The sequence below is a fragment of the Achromobacter sp. ISS7 genome, assembly GCF_056523125.1.
Map to the genome: position 1 here is coordinate 291707 of NZ_JAWRZD010000001.1, position 21171 is coordinate 312877.

Consider the following 21171-nt stretch of genomic DNA (forward strand, 5'->3'; position numbering starts at 1 on the left):
ACTGGATTTCCGATTTTCCTGGAGTACGGCGATGAGTCTATTGGATACCTTGGCCTCGATGGCCGGCGGCGGCCAGCAAGGAGGCTCCGCCTCGCTGCTGCCCGCCCTGATTGAACAACTGAGCAAATACCCCGGCGGCCTGTCGGGCCTGATCGCCAGCTTCCAGCAGGGCGGCCTGGGCGAGATCGTCGCGTCGTGGATCGGCAAGGGCCAGAACCTGCCGGTCAGCGCCGACCAGCTCGGCCAGGTGCTGGATCCGGGCGTGGTCAACGAGCTGGCCGCCAAGACCGGCCAGGACACCGGTTCGGTGCTGGGCTCGCTGTCTTCGCTGCTGCCGCAGCTGATCGACAAGGCCACCCCCGAAGGCGCGGTGCAACCCGGCCAGTCGCTCAATCCCACCGATCTGCTGGCCTCGCTGTCGGGCCTGTTCGGCAACCGTGGCTGAATTCCGGCGGGGGCTCTCCCTGACGCCCCCGCGGCTTCAATCCCTCGCGCGCCGCCGCGGCTCTCTCTCCATTTGACCTTGTAGTCACTTCAGGCTTTCTCATACGCCCATGGCACCTGACGCCACGGTGCCGCGCCACATCACCCGGAGCGTCGCGCCATGGATTCGCCGAAGAGACTGCTGGAAAGCCACCCCATCCGCGCCCGCGTCGCGGTCGATTCGCAGGAGCGGGCATGAGCGGCGGCCATGAACACGCCGACGTGCGGGCGCTGCCCGAATCCCGCCTGTGGCTTGCGTTCGGGCTGACCAGCACTTTCATGGTGGTGGAGATCGTCGGCGGCCTGTGGACCGGCAGCCTGGCGTTGATCTCCGACGCCATGCACATGATGACCGACGCGATCGCGCTGCTGCTGGCGCTGATCGCGATCCGCGCGGGCCGCAAGGCCGCCGACCTGATGCGCACTTACGGCTACGCGCGCTTCGAGATCCTGGCGGCCGCGGTCAACGCGCTGGTGCTGCTGGGCGTGGCGTTCTACATCCTGTACGAAGCCTGGCGCCGTCTCGAGGCGCCGCCGGATATCCAGTCCGCCGGCATGCTGGCCGTGGCCATCGTCGGGCTGGTGATCAACCTGGTGTCGATGCGGCTGCTGGCCGGTTCCAAGGACGACAGCCTGAACGTGAAAGGCGCCTATCTCGAAGTCTGGGCCGACATGCTGGGCTCGGTCGCCGTCATCGCGGGGGCCGTGGTCATCTGGCTGACGGGCTGGCGCTGGGTCGATTCGGCATTGGCCGTGGCCATCGGTTTCATGGTGTTCCCGCGTACCTGGGTGCTGCTGCGCGAATGCATCAACCTGCTGCTCGAAGGCGTGCCGCCCGGCATGAGCCTGAGCGCGGTGCGTGACACCATCGCCGGCACCGAGGGTGTCGCCAGCGTGCATGACATCCACCTGTGGGCGATCACGCAGAAGCAGCCGCTCCTGACCGGCCACGTGGTGCTGGCCGCGGGCGCCGACGGCGAGGCCGTCCGGCTGGAAATCGAACGACGCCTGCAGGAAGGCTTCGACCTGCATCATACGACGCTGCAGGTGGAGCGGTCGGATCGTTCCGAGCAGGAACATATTCACTGAAGACGGTGCGGCGATAGCGGCCAAGCCAAAAAAAATGGCCGACCCGTAAAGGTCGGCCATTTGGCGCTATAGCGGAAATTTGGTGGAGCCGGGGGGAATTGAACCCCCGTCCGCAAGCCCTCCGCAACCAGTTCTACATGCGTAGTCGATCTATTTGGTTTTAACCCTGGACTTAGCCAACCGACAGGCCGGACCAGAGCGATTCACGTAATTTAAATCCGAGCCGTGTGACCCCAGCGCGAACCGATTCCTTGTGAATGTCGCTGCTGCGGTTCGAGGGTTGCCCCCCTAGGAAGTTGCCTTCCTCCGCCTGACCCAAGGACAGATCAGTGCAGCGGCTCACCGCTTAAGCGGCGAGAGCGAAACGCTCGTCGTTGGCGTTTGTAGTGTTCCAGTGGTTTAACGAGCGTACTGGTGCTCGGCATGCCCTGAGTTGTTTCGCGACCCACGTCGAATCCGGATCGGCCCCAAGAACTTCCTATTGTACTGGTAAACGCGATAGTCCGCTGCGTTTCCGCGCCCGCCCGGCCGGGCGGGGCGCGGATGCCGCAATGCGGGCTAGGCGTTGGCGCAGGCCGCCTTGCCGGCGGGGCGTGCGCGCGAGGCCGCCATCAGCACGAACGCCAGCGCCACCGAGATCGCCACGATGACCGCCGCCGCCCAGCCCAGCGAGGCCAGGCCGTACTGGTCGATGACATGGCCGCCGACCACGGCGCCCAGGCCGATGCCGATGTTGGCGCCCGAGATGTTGAGCGACGCGGCGAAGGCGGGCGCCTCGGGCGCCGATTTCATCAGGCGCACGTGGCAGACGATGAACAGCGCCGCCTGGGCGACGCCCCAGATCGTCAGCGCCACGGCCAGCAGGCCGTGCGACTGCATCACCGGCGCGACGAACGCCAGGCCGACCGCCATCAGCGACGAGAACAGCGCGGTGGCGCCCAGCGGGCTGCGGTCGACCATGCGGCCGCCCAGGGTGTTGCCGATCAGGCCAACGGCGCCGAACGCCATCATGGTCCAGCCGACGATCTGGCCGTTGAAGCCGGCCAGGCGTTCCAGCATGTCCGCCAGGTAGGTGTAGGCGGTGAACATGCCGGTGAACACCAGCAGCGACAGCAGCACGTGGCCCACCACGATGGGGTTGCGCAGGATGCGCAGCTGCGTCACCAGTTTGACGCTCTCGGCGCGGATGCGGGTGCTGGGGAAGGCCAGCAGCAGCAACAGGGCCTTGGCGAACGCCACCACCGACAGCACGCCGAAGGCCGCGCGCCAGCCGAAGGCATCCGAGATCAGTACGCCGATCGGGATGCCGAACACCGTGGCGGCGACGATGCCGAACGCCACCATCGAGATGGCGCGGCCGGCGCGGGCCGGTCCGACCAGTTCCACCGCGGTGGCGCTGGCCAGCGACCAGAACACCGGCAACGCCAGCGCGGGCACGAAACGGGCGACCGCCATGACCCAGATGTTGGGCGCCACCGCCGCCAGGGCGTTGGACAGGCCAAACAGCACCAGCACGCTGATGAACAGGCGCTTGCGCTCGATGTTGGCCATCAACGCGGTCAGCAGCGGGCCGGTCGCGGCCACGGTGAAGGCGAACAGCGACACCAGCAGGCCGGCCTGGGAAACCGTGACGTCGAGGTCGCGGGCCAGGCTGGGCAACAGGCCGACGATCAGGAATTCGGTGGTCAGAATGGTGAAACCAGCGGCCGAAAGTAGCAGGATGGGCAAAAGCATAGGCAATTCCAGGTGCGCGCGAAGCCGGGAGGCAACGCGCGGTGGGCGGATGAGTGGTCTAAAAGGTCAAGGTTGCGCGCCGGGGAGACGTCGGCGCGCGGGCGCATGAGGGCGGTAAACCATCGATGCGTAACGAGAGTTGCCGTGCGGGCGGCGCCGCGCGGCATCCGGCCTGAGCCGGGAAAGGCAATCGGGAGGCGCCCGGATTGCCTTGCATGAAACGTACTTTAATTCACCGGCGCCCAGGGATAAACCCCTTGGCGTCGGATAAATTGTTCGGTCAGGTCAACTAATGCGATCGAGCCTTTGTCATCCTGGGCCAAGTACCACCGCGAAGAGCCGCCGCGAAGGGCGGCCATGCGGGCGCGGGAGATCCGCGCGGATGACGGGGCATCAACGTAGATCGCGCGGCAGCAGGGGTTCGATCGCCGTCCACAGCTCGGCCGGCGTGTTGGCGCAGGTCTCGGCTTCCCAGGTGCTGATGTTGTCTTCTTCGCCGACGTAGCCGTAGGCGGCAGCGACCGCGGGCATGCCGGCCGCGTGCGCGGCCTGGATGTCGCGCAGGTCGTCGCCGACGTAGACGCAGCGGTCGGTGGCGAAGCCAGCCTCGCGCGCGGCATGCTGCAGGGGCAGGGGGTGCGGCTTGGCGTGGGCGGTGGTGTCGCCGCAGACCAGCACGGCGCTGTCGCGGGTCAGGTTCAGGTGCTCGACGATCGGCAGCGTCAGGTAGGTGACCTTGTTGGTCACGATGCCCCACGACAGGCCGCGCTGGCGGATGTCGGCCAGCAGCGCCTCGATGCCGGGGAACAATTTGCTGTGGACGGTGGAGCTGGCGGCGTAGTCTTCCAGGAACTGCAGGCGGGTCGGCTCGTACTCGTCGTCGCCCGGCTTCAGGCCCAACGCCACGCGCAGCAGGCCGCGCGCGCCCTGCGAGGCGACCGGGCGCAGCGTTTCGTAGGGCAGGGGTTCCAGCCCGCGACGGGTGCGCTGCTGGTTGGCGGCGGCGGCCAGGTCGGGGGCGGTGTCGGCCAGCGTGCCGTCGAAATCAAACAGGATCAGGGCGCTCATTTGCGGGTAGCCATCAGGTAGTTGACCGAGGTGTCGGACGTCAGCGAATAGATCTGGGTGATCGGGTTGTATTCCATGCCGCGCATGCCGACCGGTTCCAGGCCGGCGCCGCGGGCGGACGACGCCAGCTCGCTCGGCTTGATGAACATGTCGTAGGTGTGGGTGCCGCGCGGCAGCAGGCGCAGCACGTATTCGGCGCCGATGATGGCGAACAGGAACGCCTTGGGATTGCGGTTCAGGGTCGAGAAGAACACCCAGCCGCCCGGCTTGGTCAGCGCCGCGCAGGCGCGCACGATGGAAGCGGGATCCGGCACGTGTTCCAGCATTTCCATGCAGGTCACCACGTCGTACTGGCCGGGTTGCTCGGCCGCCAGCGCTTCCACCGGCACCTTGCGGTATTCGACCTTCACGCCCGATTCCAGCCCGTGCAGCTTGGCGATCTTGAGCGACTTGTCGGCCAGGTCGATGCCGGTGACTTCCGCGCCGGCGCGGGCCATGGCTTCCGACAGGATGCCGCCGCCGCAGCCGACGTCCAGCACCTTCTTGCCGGCCAGGCTGCCCACGCTTTCCTGGATCCATTCCAGGCGCAGGGGGTTGATGGCGTGCAGGGGCTTGAATTCGCTTTCGGGGTCCCACCAGCGGCTGGCCAGCGCGCCGAACTTGTCCAGTTCGGCCTGGTCGGCGTTGACGGTGGCTTGGGCGGAATCTCGGGTTTGGGTGCTCATGGGCGGTCCAGCATAAGACGGCTCTATATATAGAGGGTCGGCGGCGCCCGCGGGCGCCGGAGCGTTTGCACCGGATTGGTGCAAGCCGGGCGAAAAAAAGGGCCTCGCTATGCGAGGCCCTTTATTGTAGCTAGTCCGGCAATTACTTGCGGCTACCCACGATTTCGATTTCAACGCGACGGTTCTGGGCGCGGCCTTCCTTCGTCTTGTTGGAAGCGATCGGGTTCTTCTTACCCTTGCCTTCCGTGTAGATACGGTTCGGATCGATGCCCTTGCTGACCAGGTAGGCCTTGACCGAAGCGGCACGGCGCTCGGACAGCTTCTGGTTGTAGGCGTCCGTACCGATCGAGTCGGTGTGGCCGACGGCGATGATGGTTTCCAGGTCGATACCGCGAGCTTGCTGGGCGACTTGGTCCAGCAGCTGACGACCTTCGGGCTTCAGGGTCGACTTGTCGAAGTCGAAGAACGTGTCAGCGTTGAACACGACCTTGGCCGCCATCGGGGCCGGCTTCGCCTTCTGTTGAGCGACCGGAACGCCGTCGCAACCGGGGATGCCGGTGGCCGGGGTCCAGAACGCATCGCGCCAGCACAGTTCGTTCGTACCGTTCTTCCAAACGTTACCGAACGGATTGCGCCAGTTGTCCACCGTCTGGGGATAGGTCTGGGCCGAGGCTACACCCGAGGCCGTGACGGCGGCGAAGGCGAGCGCCAGAGCGAATTTGGAGGGTTTGTTCATGTTTCTCCTCGTTGAGCTTGAAGCTGGATAAGTGACTCGCAGCGAACCCCCGCCGCATATCAGGAAAACGGGGCCAGTATAGCAACGCCAAGAGCTGGTTCAAAGGAATAGCTACTGGGTTTCCTGCGTGCTGGAAACAATCTTAAGGCATTTGGGGGGCTTTGGCTTCCCTGGAGAGGCGCATTGGTGCTGGATATGACGTTTTCCGCGCTCCATCCGTTGGCCATGTTGGTTTTTGGCAACAGGCTCCCCGGACGATGGCGGACGCGCCGGTGCCGCTTGCCGCCGACATCCGCTTGAAGGCCCGCGCCAATGGCGGGGCGGGGCCCTTGGGGCCGTGATCCCAATCGAATGATAGAATTTCCTGTTTACCCGGCCCGGGTTCCTCCTTACACGATTCTGTCGTTATATATATGGATTCCTTTGCCAAGGAGACGCTTCCGGTATCGCTGGAAGAAGAGATGCGCCGCAGTTACCTCGATTACGCGATGAGCGTGATCGTCGGGCGGGCGCTACCGGATGTGCGGGACGGGCTCAAGCCCGTCCACCGGCGCGTGCTCTACGCGATGCACGAGCTCAACAACGACTGGAACCGCGCCTATAAGAAGTCCGCGCGTATCGTCGGGGACGTCATCGGTAAGTACCACCCCCACGGCGACCAGTCCGTCTACGACACCATCGTCCGCATGGCGCAGGATTTCTCCATGCGCTACATGCTGGTCGACGGCCAGGGCAACTTCGGCTCGATCGACGGCGACAACGCCGCGGCGATGCGTTACACCGAAATCCGCCTGGCCAAGATCGCCCACGAGCTGCTCGCGGACATCGATCAGGAAACGGTCGACTTCGGCCCCAACTACGACGGCAGCGAGCAAGAACCGCTGCTGCTGCCCTCGCGCCTGCCGAACCTGCTGGTCAACGGCAGCTCGGGCATCGCGGTCGGCATGGCCACCAACATTCCGCCCCACAACCTCCAGGAAGTGGTCGACGGCTGCCTGTACTGCCTGCGCAATCCCGCGTGCACGGTCGATGAACTCATGGAGATCATCCCGGCGCCGGACTTCCCCACGGGCGGCATCATCTACGGCATGTCCGGCGTGCGCGAAGGCTATCGCACCGGTCGCGGCCGCGTCATCATGCGCGCCAAGACCCACTTCGAGGACATGGAAAAGGGCAACCGCCAGGCCATCGTGGTCGACGCGATCCCCTACCAGGTCAACAAGAAGACGCTGCAGGAACGCATCGCCGAGCTGGTCAACGACAAGAAGATCGAAGGCATCTCCGACATCCGCGACGAGTCCGACAAGGACGGCATGCGCCTGGTGATCGAGCTCAAGCGCGGCGAAGTGCCCGAGGTGGTGCTGAACAACCTCTACAAGAACACGCAGCTGCAGGACACCTTCGGGATGAACCTGGTGGCGCTGGTCGATGGCCAGCCCCGCCTGCTCAACCTGAAGCAGATGATCGACTACTTCCTGCAGCATCGCCGCGAAGTGGTGACGCGCCGCACGGTGTTCCAGCTGCGCAAGGCCCGCGAACGCGGCCACGTGCTGGAAGGCCTGGCCGTGGCGCTGGCCAACATCGACGACTTCATCGCCATCATCAAGGCCGCGCCGACGCCTCCCGTCGCGCGCCAGGAACTGATGGCCAAGTCGTGGGATTCCTCGCTGGTGCGCGAGATGCTGTCGCGCGCCGACGGCGACACGCCGGGAGGCCGCGCGGCCTTCCGTCCGGACGACCTGGGCGCCGAATTCGGCCTGCAGGGCGACGGCCTGTACCGCCTGAGCGATACCCAGGCCCAGGAAATCCTGAACATGCGCCTGCAGCGCCTGACCGGCCTGGAGCAGGACAAGATCGTCGGCGAATACAAGGACGTCATGTCCGCGATCGCCGACCTGCTGGACATCCTGGCCCGTCCCGAGCGCATCACGACCATCATCGGCGAAGAGCTGCAGGCCATCAAGGCCGAGTTCTCGACCGGCGCCAAGGACACGCGCCGCTCGGATATCGAGCTGAACGCGACCGAACTCGACACCGAAGACCTGATCACGCCCACCGACATGGTCGTGACCCTGTCGCACGGCGGCTACATCAAGAGCCAGCCGCTGTCCGAGTACCGTTCGCAGAAGCGCGGCGGCCGCGGCAAGCAGGCCACGGCAATGAAGGAAAACGACTGGATCGACCAGCTGTTCATCGCCAACACCCATGACTTCCTGCTGTGCTTCTCGAACCGCGGCCGGGTCTACTGGCTCAAGGTCTGGGAAGTGCCGCAAGGCACGCGCAACTCGCGCGGCAAGCCGATCGTCAACATGTTCCCGCTGGCCGAAGGCGAGAAGATCACGGTGGTGCTGCCGGTCAAGGAATTCAGCGAAGACCACTACGTCTTCATGGCGACCTCGCGCGGCACGGTCAAGAAGACCCCGCTGTCCGACTTCTCCAACCCGCGCAAGGCCGGCATCATCGCGGTCGACCTGGACGACGGCGACTACCTGATCGGCGCCGACCTCACCGACGGCAAGCACGACGTCATGCTGTTCTCGGACGCCGGCAAGGCCGTGCGCTTCGACGAGAACGACGTGCGTCCGATGGGCCGCAACGCCCGCGGCGTGCGCGGCATGATGCTCGAGGACACCCAGACCGTGATCGCGCTGCTGGTGGCCGGGGACGAAACGCAGAGCGTGCTGACCGCCACCGAAAACGGCTACGGCAAGCGTACCCCGATCACCGAGTACACGCGCCACGGCCGAGGCACCAAGGGCATGATCGCCATCCAGACCAGCTCGCGCAACGGCAAGGTGGTTGGCGCCGTGCTGGTGATGCCTTCGGATGAAATCATGCTGATCACCACCGGCGGCGTGCTGGTGCGTACCCGCGTCGCGGAAATCCGCGAAATGGGCCGCGCCACGCAAGGCGTCACCCTCATCAACGTCGACGACGGCAGCTCGCTGTCCGGCGTGCGCCGCGTTGTCGAAAGCGATGCCGACGATGACAGCGAAGACCTGGACGACGATGGCCAGGAAGAGGGCAACGGCGACGCCGGTGCAACGGATTCGACGGAACCTACGGAGCAATAATGGCCCGCCCCTGGAACTTCTCGGCTGGCCCCTCGGCCCTGCCCGAGGTGGTGCTGCAGCAAGCCGCTGCGGAAATGCTGGACTGGCACGGCAGTGGCATGTCCGTGATGGAAATGAGCCATCGCGGCAAGCACTTCGTGCAGATCTGCGACGAAGCGGAAAGCGACCTGCGCGATCTGCTCGGCCTGTCTCCGGACTACGCGGTGATGTTCATGCAAGGCGGAGGTTCCGGGGAGAACGCCATCGTTCCCATGAATCTCATGGGACGGCGCGGCACGCCGGCGGCCGACTTCGTCGTGACCGGCCACTGGTCTTCGCGTTCCTACAAGGAAGCCGGCCGCTACGGTGACGCGCAGGTCGCGGCCACCAGCGGCCAGGCGACGCAACTGGACGGCCGCGAACAGGCGCCGTTCACCTGGGTGCCGCCGGTCGACACCTGGAAGGTGCGCAAGGAATCGGCCTACCTGCACCTGTGCAGCAACGAGACCATCGGCGGCGTCGAATTCATGGACTGGCCCGACACGGCCGCGCTCGGCGCGCCCGACGTGCCGCTGGTGATCGACGCCTCGTCGCATTTCCTGTCGCGTCCGATGGACGTGAGCCGCTGCGGCATGATGTACGCTGGCGCCCAGAAGAACGCCGGCCCGGCCGGCGTGACCATGGCCATCACCCGCCGTGACCTGATCGGCCACGCGCTGCCGATCTGCCCGTCGGCGTTCGACTACGCCAACGTGGCCGCCGAGCATTCGCGCTACAACACGCCGCCGACCTTCGCGATCTACATCGCCGGCCTGGTGTTCAAGTGGGTCAAGGCCAATGGCGGCGTGGCCGGCATGGAAGCGGCCAACAAGGCCAAGGCCGACCTGCTGTACGGCTACCTCGACAGCACCAGTTTCTACCGCAATCCGATCCACGCGCCCGTGCGTTCGCGCATGAACGTGCCGTTCGTGCTGCGCGACGAGTCGCTCAACGACGCCTTCCTGCAAGGCGCCGATGCCGCCGGCCTGACGCAGCTCAAGGGCCACAAGAGCGTGGGCGGCATGCGCGCCTCGATCTACAACGCCGTGCCGCTGGCCGGCGTGTCCGCGCTGGTCGAGTACCTGAAGGAATTCGAGCGCCGCTATGGATGACGATCTGCAGCGCAAGCTGCGCCCCTTGCGCGACCGCATCGACGCGCTCGACGCCCAAATCCTCGATCTGCTGTCGCAGCGCGCCCGCGCCGCGCAGGAAGTGGGCGAGGCCAAGCACGCGGCCCACGCCGACGGCCCGGTGCTGCGCCCCGAGCGCGAAGCCGAGGTCATCCGCCGCCTGCAGCAGCTCAATCCCGGTCCGTTTCCGGCGGCCGGCGTGGCCTCGGTCTGGACCGAGATCATCTCGGCCTGCCGTGGCCTGGAGCGCGGCATGACCGTCGCCTACCTGGGCCCGCAGGGTTCGTTTTCCGAGCAGGCCGCGCTGGAGCATTTCGGCCACGCGGTGCAGAAGCTGCCGTGCGTGTCGTTCGACGAAGTATTCCGCGCCGTCGAGGCGGGGCAGGCCGACGTCGGCATGGTGCCGGTCGAGAACTCCACCGAAGGCGCGGTCAACCGCAGCCTCGACCTGTTGCTGAACACGCCGCTGCGCATCCTGGGCGAGCGTTCGCTGGTGATCCGCCATTGCCTGATGTCGCAGTCCGGCAAGATGGACGGCATCAAGACGATTTCCGCGCATCCGCAGGCGCTGGCCCAGTGCCAGGGCTGGCTGACGCGCAACTACCCCGACCTGGAGCGCGTGGCCGCGGCCAGCAACTCCGAGGCCGCGCGCCTGGCCGCGTCCGATCCGGCCATCGCCGCGATCGCCGGCGAAGTGGCCGCGCCGGCCTGGAACCTGCAGGTCGTCAGCGCCGGCATCCAGGACGATCCGCACAACCGCACGCGTTTCCTGGCCATCGGCAACATCGAGCCGCTGGTCAGCGGCAAGGACAAGACCAGCCTGATCCTGGCGGTGCCGAACCGCGCCGGCGCGGTCTATGAAATGCTGGCGCCGCTGGCGGCCAATGGCGTGTCGATGACGCGCTTCGAGTCGCGGCCGGCCCGCACCGGCGAGTGGGAATACTATTTCTACGTCGATGTCCTCGGGCATCGCAACGATCCAAATGTCGCGCTCGCCCTGGATACCCTGCGGGCGCAGGTTGCCTACCTGAAAGTGCTGGGTTCCTACCCGGCGCCGTGAGTCCTCCATGACCAACACCTCCAAGCCTCTCGCCGCTCCCGCGCACGTCAGCGCCATCGCCCCTTACCAGGCGGGCAAGCCCATCGAGGAACTGGCCCGCGAATTCGGGCTGGATCCGGCCGGGATCGTCAAGCTGGCCTCCAACGAGAACCCGCTGGGCATGCCGCAGTCGGCGCGCGCCGCCATGCTGGCCGCGGCCGAATCGCTGGCGCGCTACCCGGACCCCAACGGCTTCGACCTGAAGGCCGCGCTGGCCGCGCGCTACGAAGTGCCGATGAACTGGATCACGCTGGGCAACGGCTCCAACGACATCCTGGAAATCGCCGCGCTGGCGCTGCTGGAGCCGGGCGCGTCGGCGGTCTATGCGCAGCACTCGTTCGCGGTCTACCGCCTGGCCACGCAGGCCCGCGGCGCGCGCCACATCGTGGTGCCGGCCAAGGACTACGGCCATGACCTGGACGCCATGTTCGACGCCATCGCCGACGACACGCGCCTCTTGTTCATCGCCAACCCCAACAACCCCACCGGCACCTTCGTGCCGGGCGACCAGGTGGCCGCGTTCCTGGAGCGCGTCCATGCCGCCCACGGCGACCGTGTCACGGTGGTGCTGGACGAGGCCTACAACGAATACCTCGAACCGCAATTCCGCTTCGACAGCACCGCGCTGGTGCGCCGCTATCCCAATCTGATCGTCTCGCGCACCTTCTCCAAGGCCTATGGCCTGGCGGGCCTGCGCGTGGGTTTCGCGGTGGCGCAGCCGGCCCTGACCGACCTGCTCAATCGCGTGCGCCAGCCGTTCAACGTCAACACGCTGGCGCAGGCCGCCGCCGTGGCCGCGCTGGGCGATGCTGCCTACCTGGAGCAGGCCTACACCTCCAACAAGGCCGGCAAGGCGCAGCTGTGCGAAGCCTTCGGCCGCCTCAAGCTGCGCTACGTGCCGAGCTACGGCAACTTCGTGCTGGTGCACGTGGGCGACGCCCCGCGCATCAACCTGGCGCTGCTCAAGCGCGGCGTGATCGTGCGCCCGGTGGCCGGCGACGGCCTGCCCGAGTGGCTGCGCGTGTCCATCGGCCTGCCACAGGAAAACGCCCGCTTCATCGACGCGCTGACCGCCATCCTGTCCGAATGAACGGCGCTTCTTCCAAGCCGAATCAGGGGGCCGCTGGCCCCCTGATTCCTGTGCTGGCCGTCGTTGGCGTGGGCCTGATCGGCGGTTCCTTCGCCGCAGCCCTGCGCCGGGCGGGGCAGGTGGGGCGAGTGCTGGGCGTGGGCCGCAATGCCGCCTCGCTGGCGCGCGCGGTGGAACTGGGCCTGATCGACGAAGCCGTCAGCGCCGAAGACGCCGCGGCCCGCGCCGACCTGGTGTTCCTGGCCACGCCGGTGGGCGGGCTGAAGGACATGCTGGCGCGCATGCTGCCGCATCTGCGCGATGCCACGCTGCTGACGGACGGCGGCAGCACCAAGGCCGAGGTGGTCGATGCCGCCCGCCTGGCGCTGGGCGCGCGCATCGGCCAGTTCGTGCCGGGCCATCCCATCGCCGGCGCCGAGCGTACCGGCCCCGAGGCCGCCGAAGCCGGCCTGTACCAGGGCCGTTGCGTCATCCTGACGCCGCTGGCCGAGAACAGCGCCGCCGCCATTGCCGTGGTGCGCGATGCGTGGCGGGCCTGTGGCGCCCAGGTCATCGACATGGACGCCGGCGCGCACGACCGGGTGCTGGCCTCGGTCAGCCACCTGCCGCACCTGCTGTCGTCGGTCTACATGGAGCAGGTCGCCACCGCCGACGACGCCGCCACGCGGCTGGCGCTGGCCGGCAGCGGCTTCCGTGACTTCACCCGCATCGCGGCGGGTTCGCCCGAGATGTGGCGCGATATCTTTCTATCCAACCGCGACGCCATGCTGGCCGAGCTGGCGGCCGTGCGCGCCGTGCTGGATCGGGCCGAGCGCGCGATCGACGGCGGCGACGGCGCGGACCTGCTGGCGCTGCTGGACACGGCGGCGCAGGCGCGCCGCAATTGGCGCAAGGAGTAATCGACATGGGCGCTTTGCCTTTCCTGGATCTGCCGCGCGCGCGGCGCGCGCAGGGCGTCATGGCCTTGCCCGGTTCCAAGAGCATTTCCAACCGCGTGCTGTTGCTGGCGGCCATCGCCGACGGCGAGACCGCCATCACCGGACTGCTGGATTCCGATGACACCCGCGTCATGCTGGCCGCCTTGCGCCAGCTGGGCGTGGCGGTGTCCGAGCTGGCCGAGGGCCGTGTCACCGTGCACGGCGTGAGCCGCTTTCCGGTCGACAGCGCCGACCTGTTCATGGGCAACGCCGGCACCGCCATCCGGCCGCTGACGGCGGCGCTGGCGCTGATGGGCGGCGATTACCGCCTGTCGGGCGTGCCGCGCATGCACGAGCGTCCCATCGGCGACCTGGTCGACGCGCTCAAGGCGCTCGGCGCCCGCATCGACTACCTGGGGCAGCCCGGCTATCCGCCGCTGCATATCGGCCGCGGCGAGATCGCCACGCCGGCCGTGACGCAGGTGCAGGGCTCGGTCTCCAGCCAGTTCCTGACCGCCTTGCTGCTGGCGGCGCCGCTGCAGGCCGCGCAGAGCGGCCAGCCGGTGGTGATCGAGGTGGCGGGCGAGCTGATTTCCAAGCCGTACATCGAGATCACGTTGAACCTGATGGCGCGCTTCGGCGTGACCGTGCAGCGCGACGGCTGGAGCCGTTTCACCATCGCCGGCGGCGCGCGCTATCGCAGCCCGGGGCAGATCGCGGTCGAAGGCGATGCCTCGACCGCCTCGTACTTCCTGGCGCTCGGCGCCATCGGCGGTGGCCCGCTGCGGGTGACCGGCGTGGGCGCCGACAGCATCCAGGGCGACGTCAAGTTCGCCGACACCCTGGCCGCCATGGGCGCGACCGTGACGTATGGCGACGGCTGGATCGAGATCAGCGGCGTGCGCGTGGCCGAGGGCGGACGCCTGAAGGCCTTCGACACTGATTTCAACCTGATCCCCGACGCCGCCATGACGGCCGCCGCGCTGGCGCTGTACGCCGACGGTCCCTGCCATCTGCGCAACATCGGCAGCTGGCGCGTCAAGGAAACCGACCGCATCCACGCCATGCAGACCGAGCTGGAAAAGCTGGGCGCGCAGGTGGAATCGGGGCCGGATTGGCTGCGCGTGACGCCGCCGGCCGACGGCGCCTGGCGCGACGCCCACATCGGCACCTGGGACGACCACCGCATGGCGATGTGCTTTTCGCTGGCCGCGTTCGGCCCGGCGGCGGTGCGGATTCTGGATCCGGGTTGCGTCAGCAAGACGTTCCCGGGTTACTTTGATGTCTACGCCGGCCTGGTGTCGGCGTAGCGACCACGGGCTGCGGCCCATTTCCCTTACATGACTTCGACTGATCCGACCGTGACTTCCGCCGCTCCCGTCATCACCATCGACGGCCCCACCGCCTCGGGCAAGGGCACCGTCGCCCACCGCGTCGCCAAGGCGCTGGGCTGGGCGGTGCTGGACAGCGGCGCGCTGTACCGGCTGACCGCCCTGGCGGCGATCAACCGCGGTGTCGACGCGGCCGACGAGCCCGCCGTGGCGCGCGTGGCCGAGACGCTGGATGTGCGTTTCGACGGCCCCCACGTCTATCTGGAAGGCGCCGATGTCGGCCATGAAATCCGCCGCGAGGCCGTCGGCAATTTCGCGTCGCGGGTGGCCGCGTTCCCCGGCGTGCGCCAGGCGCTGCTCGAGCGCCAGCGCGCGTTCCGCCTGCTTCCCGGCCTGGTGGCCGACGGCCGCGACATGGGCACGGTGGTGTTCCCTGATGCGTCCCTGAAGGTGTTCCTGGTGGCCGATGTGGTCGCGCGAGCCGAGCGGCGGCGTAAGCAGTTGATCGAAAAGGGAATTTCTGCTAATCTAGACGACCTTTTGCGGGATATGCGCGAGCGGGATGCCCGCGACACGCAGCGCGCCACGGCGCCGCTTGCTCCCGCAGCGGATGCACACGTGCTGGATTCGTCGAACCTGACGATTGCGGAAACCGTGCAGGCAATACTGAATCTCTGGCAGGCCAGCCCCGCTAAATAAGCAGCAGGGCAGGCATTCGCTGAATGTATGAATGGCGGATACCCGCCAGTGTTTTTATCGGCCCTGTCTTCGCCAGGCGAAACCCCCACGGGACACCCCGCAAGGGCAAACCGGCAGGCAGGCATTTTGACTCCACTGTGGCGGGCAATCCGCTGCGGTGTGTTTTTAACGGCCATTTTGGCCCAATGGATTTCAACCCCATGTCTTCCGTTTCCACTACCGCCACCGGCGGCGAAAGTTTCGCCGACCTTTTCGCCCAGAGCCTCAAGAGCCAGGACATGAAGTCCGGCGAGGTCATCAGCGCCGAAGTCGTGCGCGTCGACCACAACTTCGTCGTCGTCAACGCCGGCCTGAAGTCCGAAGCGCTGATTCCCCTGGAAGAGTTCCTGAACGACCAGGGCGAGCTCGAAGTGCAACCCGGCGATTTCGTCTCGGTGGCCATCGATTCCCTGGAAAACGGCTACGGCGACACCATCCTGTCGCGTGACCGCGCCAAGCGCCTGTCGGCCTGGCTGCAACTGGAAAAGGCCCTGGAAAACGGCGAGCTGGTCACTGGCACCATCACCGGCAAGGTGAAGGGCGGCCTGACCGTCATGACCAACGGCATCCGCGCGTTCCTGCCGGGTTCGCTGGTGGATCTGCGTCCGGTCAAGGACACGACCCCGTACGAAGGCAAGACCCTCGAATTCAAGGTCATCAAGCTCGACCGCAAGCGCAACAACGTCGTGCTGTCGCGTCGCCAGGTGCTGGAAGCCAGCATGGGCGAAGAGCGCCAGAAGCTGCTCGAAACCCTGCACGAAGGTGCCGTGGTCAAGGGCGTGGTCAAGAACATCACCGACTACGGCGCGTTCGTGGACCTGGGCGGCATCGACGGCCTGCTGCACATCACCGACATGGCCTGGCGCCGTGTGCGTCACCCGTCCGAAGTCCTGCAAGTGGGTCAGGAAGTCGAAGCCAAGGTCCTCAAGTTCGACCAGGAAAAGAGCCGCGTCTCGCTGGGCGTCAAGCAACTGGGCGAAGATCCGTGGGTGGGCCTGGCTCGCCGCTACCCGCAAGGCACCCGCCTGTTCGGCAAGGTCACCAACCTGACCGACTACGGCGCGTTCGTTGAAGTCGAAGCCGGCATCGAAGGCCTGGTGCACGTCTCCGAAATGGACTGGACCAACAAGAACGTCGATCCGCGCAAGGTCGTGACCCTGGGCGAAGAAGTCGAAGTCATGGTCCTGGAAATCGACGAAGACCGTCGTCGCATCTCGCTGGGCATGAAGCAGTGCCGCCAGAACCCGTGGGAAGAGTTCGCCACCAACTTCAAGCGTGGTGACAAGGTCCGCGGCGCCATCAAGTCGATCACCGACTTCGGCGTGTTCGTCGGCCTGCCCGGCGGCATCGATGGCCTGGTTCACCTGTCCGACCTGTCGTGGACGGAAACCGGCGAAGAAGCCGTGCGCAACTTCAAGAAGGGCGACGAGATCGAAGCCGTGGTTCTGGGCATCGATACCGACAAGGAACGCATCTCGCTGGGCATCAAGCAGCTGGAAGGCGACCCCTTCAACAACTTCGTTGCCACGTTCGACAAGGGCGCCGTGGTTCCGGGCACCATCAAGTCGGTCGAAGCCAAGGGCGCCGTCGTGACGCTGTCCGTGGACGTCGAAGGCTACCTGCGCGCTTCCGAGATCTCCTCGGGCCGCGTCGAAGATGCCACCACCGTGCTGAACGCCGGCGAGAACATCGAAGCCATGATCGTCAACATCGACCGCAAGACGCGTTCGATCCAGCTGTCGATCAAGGCCCGTGACAACGCCGAAACCGCCGAAACGATCCAGCGCATGTCCGACGCCAGCGCTTCGTCCGGCACCACCAACCTCGGCGCGCTGCTGAAGGCCAAGCTGGACCAACAGCGCAACGACGGTTAATTCGTGACCAAGTCGGAGCTGATCGCCGCCTTGGCGGCCCGCTATCCTCAGCTGGCCGCCCGCGACACCGATTACGCGGTCAAGACCGTGCTCGATGCAATGACCCAGGCCCTGGCCTCGGGCCAACGCATCGAGATCCGCGGTTTTGGCAGCTTCTCGCTGTCGCAGCGGTCTCCCCGTATCGGCCGCAATCCGAAATCCGGCGAACAAGTGCTGGTGCCTGGCAAACAGGTGCCGCACTTCAAGGCGGGCAAGGAATTGCGCGAACGGGTGGATTTGGTCGGCGGCAATGACGAGGACGCTCAATCCTCTGGATCGAGTGAACCGATGCCGTCCATGGCGAGCATGCACGCCATGCACTGACGGCACGGCCAGCAAGCTGCCTTCGGGCAGATCGGACCGCGAGCAACGCCCCTTGAGCAATCAAGGGGCTTTGTTTTTGCAGAGGTCGCTTACAATTGACCCTCTCGAATTCTTAGGAGCATGCGTCATGCGCTACCTTGTCTGGGCCCTGCGATTGCTCGTGTTCGTGGCGGTACTGATGTTCGCGTTGAAGAACACCGATCCCGTCGCCGTGAAGTTCTACGCCGATTACGTGGTGCAGGATGTGCCGCTGATCGTCGTCATGCTGGTGGTATTCGTGGTCGGCGCCCTGTTCGGCCTGCTGCTGACCGTGCCGGCCGCCATGCGTCGTCGCCGCGAGGCCATCCGCCTGCGCCGCGAGCTCGACCGTGTGCAGGCCGCCGTGAACGGCACCACGCCGGCCGTGCCGCCGGAAGCCGTCGCGCCGATGTCGCCGCTGTGACGGCGCCGCGCCGTCCGCAAGCCTTTTTTCCGCATTGAATCTACGCAAGAGCCCGCATAGTGGATTTTGAACCTTGGTGGTTGATATTCGTGCCGGTGTTGTTCGCGCTCGGCTGGCTGGCCGCGCGCTTCGACATCCGGCAGATGCTGCGGGAGACCCGCAGCCTGCCCGATTCGTATTTCCGGGGCCTGAACTTCCTGCTCAATGAGCAGCCCGACCGCGCCATCGACGCGTTCGTCGAGGTGGCCAAGCTCGATCCCGAGACCACCGAACTGCACTTCGCGCTGGGCAGCCTGTTCCGTCGCCGCGGCGAAATGGAGCGCGCCATCCGCGTGCACCAGAGCCTGCTGAACCGTTCCGATTTGCCCGCCGCCGAGCGCGAGCACGCGCAGCACGAGCTGGCGCAGGACTTCCTCAAGGCCGGCATGCTCGACCGCGCCGAAAGCGGTTTCGAGCAGCTCAAGGACACCCGCTACGCCTTGCCCGCGCTGCGGTCGCTGATCCGCATCTACGAATCCGAACACGACTGGCCGCGCGCCATCGAGGCCGTCAAGACGCTGCATGGCCTGGTGGACGAGCCGGTGCCGCAGATCGTGCACTACTACTGCGAGCAGGCCTCGACGGCGCTGGCGGCCAAGCCGCCCAACGTCGATGCCGCGCATGCCGCCCTGGATGCCGCCGACCACGCCTTGTCGACCGCCGACGCCGGCATGTCGAGCAAGGGCGCCGTGGTGCGCACCGCCATGCTGCGCGCGCGCCTGGCGCTGATCGAACAGGACCCCAAGCGCGAGCGCCTGTACCTGGAGTCGGTCATGACCGACTCGGCCGAGTACGCCGGGCTGGTGGCCGAGCAGTTGCTGGCCAACTACCGCGCCGCCGGCCAGGCCGAGGCCGGGCTGGAGCTGCTGCAGCGCCAGTACGCCCGCCATGCGTCGCTCGATCTCTTCAACGTCGTGTTCCGCGAGCTGCGCGTGCAGCAGGGCTCGGCGCCGGCCTGGGCCTTCGCCCGCGGCGCCCTGCGCAGCCATCCGTCGCTGCTCGGCCTGGACCGCCTGCTGGAAGCCGAACTGGCCAACTCGGAAGGCGCCACCGAACAGGGCCCCGTCCCCGGGGCCGACCTCACGCTGCTGCGCAGCCTGATCCACAAGCATACGCAACGACTGGACCGCTACGCGTGCCGGAACTGCGGTTTTCAAGCGCGCCGCTTCTATTGGCAATGTCCTGGCTGCAACGCCTGGGAAACCTACGCGCCGCGCCGTCTGGAAGAACTTGAATGAGCCAATTTCCCGCCGAATCCATTTCGCATAGCCGCGTGCTCGTGGTGGGCGACGTCATGCTGGACCGCTACTGGTTCGGCGAGGTGGAGCGTATTTCCCCCGAGGCGCCGGTGCCGGTGGTGCGCGTCGCGCGCCGCGAGGACCGCCTGGGCGGCGCGGCCAACGTGGCGCGCAACGTCGCCGCGCTGGGCGGCCATGTCACGCTGGTGGGCGTGCTGGGCGAGGACGAGGCCGGCGACAGCGTGCGGCGCCTGGCCACCGAGGCCGGCATCCAGGCCGACCTGATCACCGACCAGAGCCTGCACACCACGCTGAAGATGCGCGTGCTGGGCCGCCAGCAACAGCTGCTGCGCGTGGACTTCGAACAGCATCCGGCGCAGGAAGCGCTCGACAGCATCGATGCCGCCTTGGCGCGCCACCTGGCCAACCACGACATCGTGGTGCTGTCCGATTACGCCAAGGGCGTGCTGACCCGCGTCGAGTCGCTGATCGCGCTGGCCCGCAGCGCCGGCATTCCGGTGCTGGTCGATCCCAAGGGCGACGACTATTCGCGCTATCGCGGCGCCACGCTGGTCACGCCCAACCGTTCCGAAATGCAGCAGGCCGTGGGCCGCTGGAATTCCGAATCCGAACTGACCGATCGGGCGCAGCGCCTGCGCGCCGATCTGGACCTGGAAGCCTTGCTCGTGACGCGTTCCGAGCAGGGCATGACTTTGTTTACCGACACGGGCCGCGAGCACATCGACGCGCAGGCGCACGAGGTGTTCGACGTGTCCGGCGCGGGCGATACCGTGCTGGCGACGCTGGCCGTCTCGCGCGCCATCGGCCTGCCGTGGGCGGATGCCATGGGCTGGGCCAACCGGGCCGGCGGCATCGCCGTGGGCAAGCTGGGCACGTCCGTCGTCACCGCCGCCGAACTGGCAGGAGAACTCTCATGATCGTCGTTACCGGAGCCGCGGGCTTCATTGGCAGCAACCTGGTGCGCGGCCTGAACCGCCGCGGGATCGAGGACATCATCGCGGTCGATGACCTGACCGAGGGCGACAAGTTCGTCAACCTGGTCGACTGCAAGATCGCCGACTACATGGACAAGGACGACTTCCGTCGCCGCGTCGCCGATGGCAGCCTGCCGGAGATCCGCGCCGTGCTGCACCAGGGCGCCTGCTCGGACACCACCGAGCGCAACGGCCGCTACATGCTGGACAACAACTACCGCGTCACGCTGGAGCTGTTCGAGTTCTGCCAGGCGCGCCGCATTCCGTTCCTGTATGCCTCGTCGGCCGCGGTCTACGGCGGTTCGTCGATCTACGTGGAAGATCCGGCCAACGAAGGCCCGCTGAACGTCTACGGCTATTCCAAGCTGCTGTTCGACCAGGTGCTGCGCAAGCGCATGGACTCCCTGACCGCCCAGGTGGTCGGCCTGCGCTACTTCAACGTCTACGGTCCGCACGAGCAGCATAAGGGCCGCATGGCGTCGGTGGCCTTCCACAACATGAACCAGTTCCTGGAGCACGGCCACGTGCGCCTGTTCGCAGGCTGGGACGGCTATGTGGACGGCGGCCAGAGCCGCGACTTCATCTCGGTCGAGGACGTGGTGGCGGTCAACCTGCACTTCCTGGACCATCCGGAGCAGTCGGGCGTGTTCAATTGCGGCACGGGCCGGGCTCAGCCGTTCAATGACGTCGCCGCGGCGGTGGTGAACACGCTGCGCGCCGAACGCGGCGAGGCGCAGCTGACGCTGGCCCAGCTGGTCGAGCTGGACCTGATCCGCTACATCCCGTTCCCGGACGACCTGAAGGGCCGTTACCAGAGCTACACCCAGGCCGACGTCAGCCGCCTGCGCGCGGCGGGCTTTGTCGCCCCCATGCGCGACGTGCAGACCGGCGTGGCCGAATACGTGCGCTACTGGCGCGCGCGCAAGTAGGCCGGCAACGGCCGCCGCCCGCCGGTGGCCGTGCCGACAGGGAAAAAGAGCCGCCAGCC

At 66.8% G+C, this 21171-nt stretch carries 19 protein-coding genes and 1 other RNA gene; 15 read left to right on the top strand and 5 right to left on the bottom strand.

Annotation, left to right across the window (positions count from 1 at the left end):
* Positions 1-31 precede the first annotated feature (31 nt).
* Positions 32-445 (top strand): YidB family protein, encoded by a 414-nt coding sequence (locus AC1HFW_RS01225; RefSeq protein ID WP_035360096.1) that lies wholly within the window; start codon positions 32-34, stop codon positions 443-445.
* 233 nt (positions 446-678) lie between these two features.
* Positions 679-1572, top strand: coding sequence for a cation diffusion facilitator family transporter (locus AC1HFW_RS01230; protein WP_479281558.1), 894 nt, complete (start codon positions 679-681; stop codon positions 1570-1572).
* 80 nt (positions 1573-1652) lie between these two features.
* Here the strand turns inward: AC1HFW_RS01230 and ssrA are convergent.
* The 5 genes from ssrA to ompA all read right to left on the bottom strand — a co-directional run bounded on the left by ssrA (position 1653) and on the right by ompA (position 5835).
* Positions 1653-2041, bottom strand: a transfer-messenger RNA (tmRNA) gene (ssrA, locus tag AC1HFW_RS01235).
* Positions 2042-2130: 89 nt separating this feature from the next.
* Positions 2131-3306, bottom strand: a complete 1176-nt coding sequence (locus AC1HFW_RS01240; RefSeq protein ID WP_061072108.1) for an MFS transporter — start codon at positions 3304-3306, stop codon at positions 2131-2133.
* Positions 3307-3699: 393 nt separating this feature from the next.
* Entirely contained in the window at positions 3700-4374 is a 675-nt protein-coding gene (locus tag AC1HFW_RS01245; protein WP_006393609.1) for an HAD-IA family hydrolase, read from the bottom strand.
* Positions 4371-5099 (bottom strand): bifunctional 2-polyprenyl-6-hydroxyphenol methylase/3-demethylubiquinol 3-O-methyltransferase UbiG, encoded by a 729-nt coding sequence (gene ubiG, locus AC1HFW_RS01250; protein ID WP_006393610.1) that lies wholly within the window; start codon positions 5097-5099, stop codon positions 4371-4373. Before ubiG ends, AC1HFW_RS01245 begins: the two co-directional genes overlap by 4 nt.
* Before the next feature lie 142 nt (positions 5100-5241).
* A complete protein-coding gene (ompA, locus tag AC1HFW_RS01255; protein ID WP_006393611.1) occupies positions 5242-5835 on the bottom strand; it encodes an outer membrane protein OmpA in 594 nt (197 codons plus the stop codon).
* A 413-nt stretch (positions 5836-6248) separates the two neighbouring features.
* Here ompA and gyrA point away from each other — a divergent pair, with 413 nt between their 5' ends.
* The 13 genes from gyrA to rfaD all read left to right on the top strand — a co-directional run bounded on the left by gyrA (position 6249) and on the right by rfaD (position 21112).
* Positions 6249-8909: a DNA gyrase subunit A gene (gene gyrA / locus AC1HFW_RS01260; protein ID WP_116521581.1), complete on the top strand. Its 2661-nt coding sequence runs from the start codon at positions 6249-6251 to the stop codon at positions 8907-8909.
* Positions 8909-10039 (top strand): 3-phosphoserine/phosphohydroxythreonine transaminase, encoded by a 1131-nt coding sequence (gene serC, locus AC1HFW_RS01265; protein WP_479281559.1) that lies wholly within the window; start codon positions 8909-8911, stop codon positions 10037-10039. The genes gyrA and serC overlap by 1 nt, the downstream gene beginning before the upstream one ends.
* A complete protein-coding gene (pheA, locus tag AC1HFW_RS01270) occupies positions 10032-11117 on the top strand; it encodes a prephenate dehydratase (protein ID WP_006393614.1) in 1086 nt (361 codons plus the stop codon). Before serC ends, pheA begins: the two co-directional genes overlap by 8 nt.
* A 7-nt stretch (positions 11118-11124) precedes the next feature.
* A complete protein-coding gene (hisC, locus tag AC1HFW_RS01275; protein WP_479281560.1) occupies positions 11125-12246 on the top strand; it encodes a histidinol-phosphate transaminase in 1122 nt (373 codons plus the stop codon).
* Positions 12243-13145, top strand: a complete 903-nt coding sequence (locus AC1HFW_RS01280; protein WP_479281561.1) for a prephenate dehydrogenase — start codon at positions 12243-12245, stop codon at positions 13143-13145. Before hisC ends, AC1HFW_RS01280 begins: the two co-directional genes overlap by 4 nt.
* 5 nt (positions 13146-13150) lie before the next feature.
* The gene (aroA, locus tag AC1HFW_RS01285) at positions 13151-14473 is read left to right on the top strand and encodes a 3-phosphoshikimate 1-carboxyvinyltransferase (RefSeq protein WP_479281562.1); all 1323 of its coding nucleotides are present in this window, start codon (positions 13151-13153) and stop codon (positions 14471-14473) included.
* Between the two features lie 30 nt (positions 14474-14503).
* Positions 14504-15193, top strand: a complete 690-nt coding sequence (gene cmk, locus AC1HFW_RS01290; RefSeq protein ID WP_116521584.1) for a (d)CMP kinase — start codon at positions 14504-14506, stop codon at positions 15191-15193.
* 200 nt (positions 15194-15393) lie between these two features.
* On the top strand, positions 15394-17106 hold the full coding sequence (rpsA, locus tag AC1HFW_RS01295; RefSeq protein ID WP_006393619.1) for a 30S ribosomal protein S1: 1713 nt from the start codon (positions 15394-15396) through the stop codon (positions 17104-17106).
* Between the two features lie 3 nt (positions 17107-17109).
* Positions 17110-17469 (top strand): integration host factor subunit beta, encoded by a 360-nt coding sequence (locus tag AC1HFW_RS01300; protein WP_006393620.1) that lies wholly within the window; start codon positions 17110-17112, stop codon positions 17467-17469.
* Between the two features lie 127 nt (positions 17470-17596).
* Positions 17597-17911 (top strand): lipopolysaccharide assembly protein LapA domain-containing protein, encoded by a 315-nt coding sequence (locus AC1HFW_RS01305; RefSeq protein ID WP_006388264.1) that lies wholly within the window; start codon positions 17597-17599, stop codon positions 17909-17911.
* Between the two features lie 59 nt (positions 17912-17970).
* Entirely contained in the window at positions 17971-19188 is a 1218-nt protein-coding gene (gene lapB, locus AC1HFW_RS01310) for a lipopolysaccharide assembly protein LapB (RefSeq protein WP_006393621.1), read from the top strand.
* Positions 19185-20126 carry a D-glycero-beta-D-manno-heptose-7-phosphate kinase gene (rfaE1, locus tag AC1HFW_RS01315; protein ID WP_061072101.1) on the top strand — a complete coding sequence of 314 codons (942 nt, stop codon included), beginning with the start codon at positions 19185-19187 and terminating at the stop codon, positions 20124-20126. Before lapB ends, rfaE1 begins: the two co-directional genes overlap by 4 nt.
* Positions 20123-21112, top strand: a complete 990-nt coding sequence (gene rfaD, locus AC1HFW_RS01320) for an ADP-glyceromanno-heptose 6-epimerase (protein WP_006393623.1) — start codon at positions 20123-20125, stop codon at positions 21110-21112. The genes rfaE1 and rfaD overlap by 4 nt, the downstream gene beginning before the upstream one ends.
* Positions 21113-21171 lie beyond the last annotated feature (59 nt).

Excerpts from the sequence above, each read along its gene's own strand:
- AC1HFW_RS01225 (WP_035360096.1), top strand. The coding sequence starts at position 32 with ATGAGTCTATTGGATACCTTGGCCTCGATGGCCGGCGGCGGCCAGCAA.
- AC1HFW_RS01230 (WP_479281558.1), top strand. The coding sequence starts at position 679 with ATGAGCGGCGGCCATGAACACGCCGACGTGCGGGCGCTGCCCGAATCC.
- AC1HFW_RS01240 (WP_061072108.1), bottom strand. The coding sequence starts at position 3,306 with ATGCTTTTGCCCATCCTGCTACTTTCGGCCGCTGGTTTCACCATTCTG.
- AC1HFW_RS01245 (WP_006393609.1), bottom strand. The coding sequence starts at position 4,374 with ATGAGCGCCCTGATCCTGTTTGATTTCGACGGCACGCTGGCCGACACC.
- ubiG (WP_006393610.1), bottom strand. The coding sequence starts at position 5,099 with ATGAGCACCCAAACCCGAGATTCCGCCCAAGCCACCGTCAACGCCGAC.
- ompA (WP_006393611.1), bottom strand. The coding sequence starts at position 5,835 with ATGAACAAACCCTCCAAATTCGCTCTGGCGCTCGCCTTCGCCGCCGTC.
- gyrA (WP_116521581.1), top strand. The coding sequence starts at position 6,249 with ATGGATTCCTTTGCCAAGGAGACGCTTCCGGTATCGCTGGAAGAAGAG.
- serC (WP_479281559.1), top strand. The coding sequence starts at position 8,909 with ATGGCCCGCCCCTGGAACTTCTCGGCTGGCCCCTCGGCCCTGCCCGAG.
- pheA (WP_006393614.1), top strand. The coding sequence starts at position 10,032 with ATGGATGACGATCTGCAGCGCAAGCTGCGCCCCTTGCGCGACCGCATC.
- hisC (WP_479281560.1), top strand. The coding sequence starts at position 11,125 with ATGACCAACACCTCCAAGCCTCTCGCCGCTCCCGCGCACGTCAGCGCC.
- AC1HFW_RS01280 (WP_479281561.1), top strand. The coding sequence starts at position 12,243 with ATGAACGGCGCTTCTTCCAAGCCGAATCAGGGGGCCGCTGGCCCCCTG.
- aroA (WP_479281562.1), top strand. The coding sequence starts at position 13,151 with ATGGGCGCTTTGCCTTTCCTGGATCTGCCGCGCGCGCGGCGCGCGCAG.
- cmk (WP_116521584.1), top strand. The coding sequence starts at position 14,504 with ATGACTTCGACTGATCCGACCGTGACTTCCGCCGCTCCCGTCATCACC.
- rpsA (WP_006393619.1), top strand. The coding sequence starts at position 15,394 with ATGTCTTCCGTTTCCACTACCGCCACCGGCGGCGAAAGTTTCGCCGAC.
- AC1HFW_RS01305 (WP_006388264.1), top strand. The coding sequence starts at position 17,597 with ATGCGCTACCTTGTCTGGGCCCTGCGATTGCTCGTGTTCGTGGCGGTA.
- rfaE1 (WP_061072101.1), top strand. The coding sequence starts at position 19,185 with ATGAGCCAATTTCCCGCCGAATCCATTTCGCATAGCCGCGTGCTCGTG.
- rfaD (WP_006393623.1), top strand. The coding sequence starts at position 20,123 with ATGATCGTCGTTACCGGAGCCGCGGGCTTCATTGGCAGCAACCTGGTG.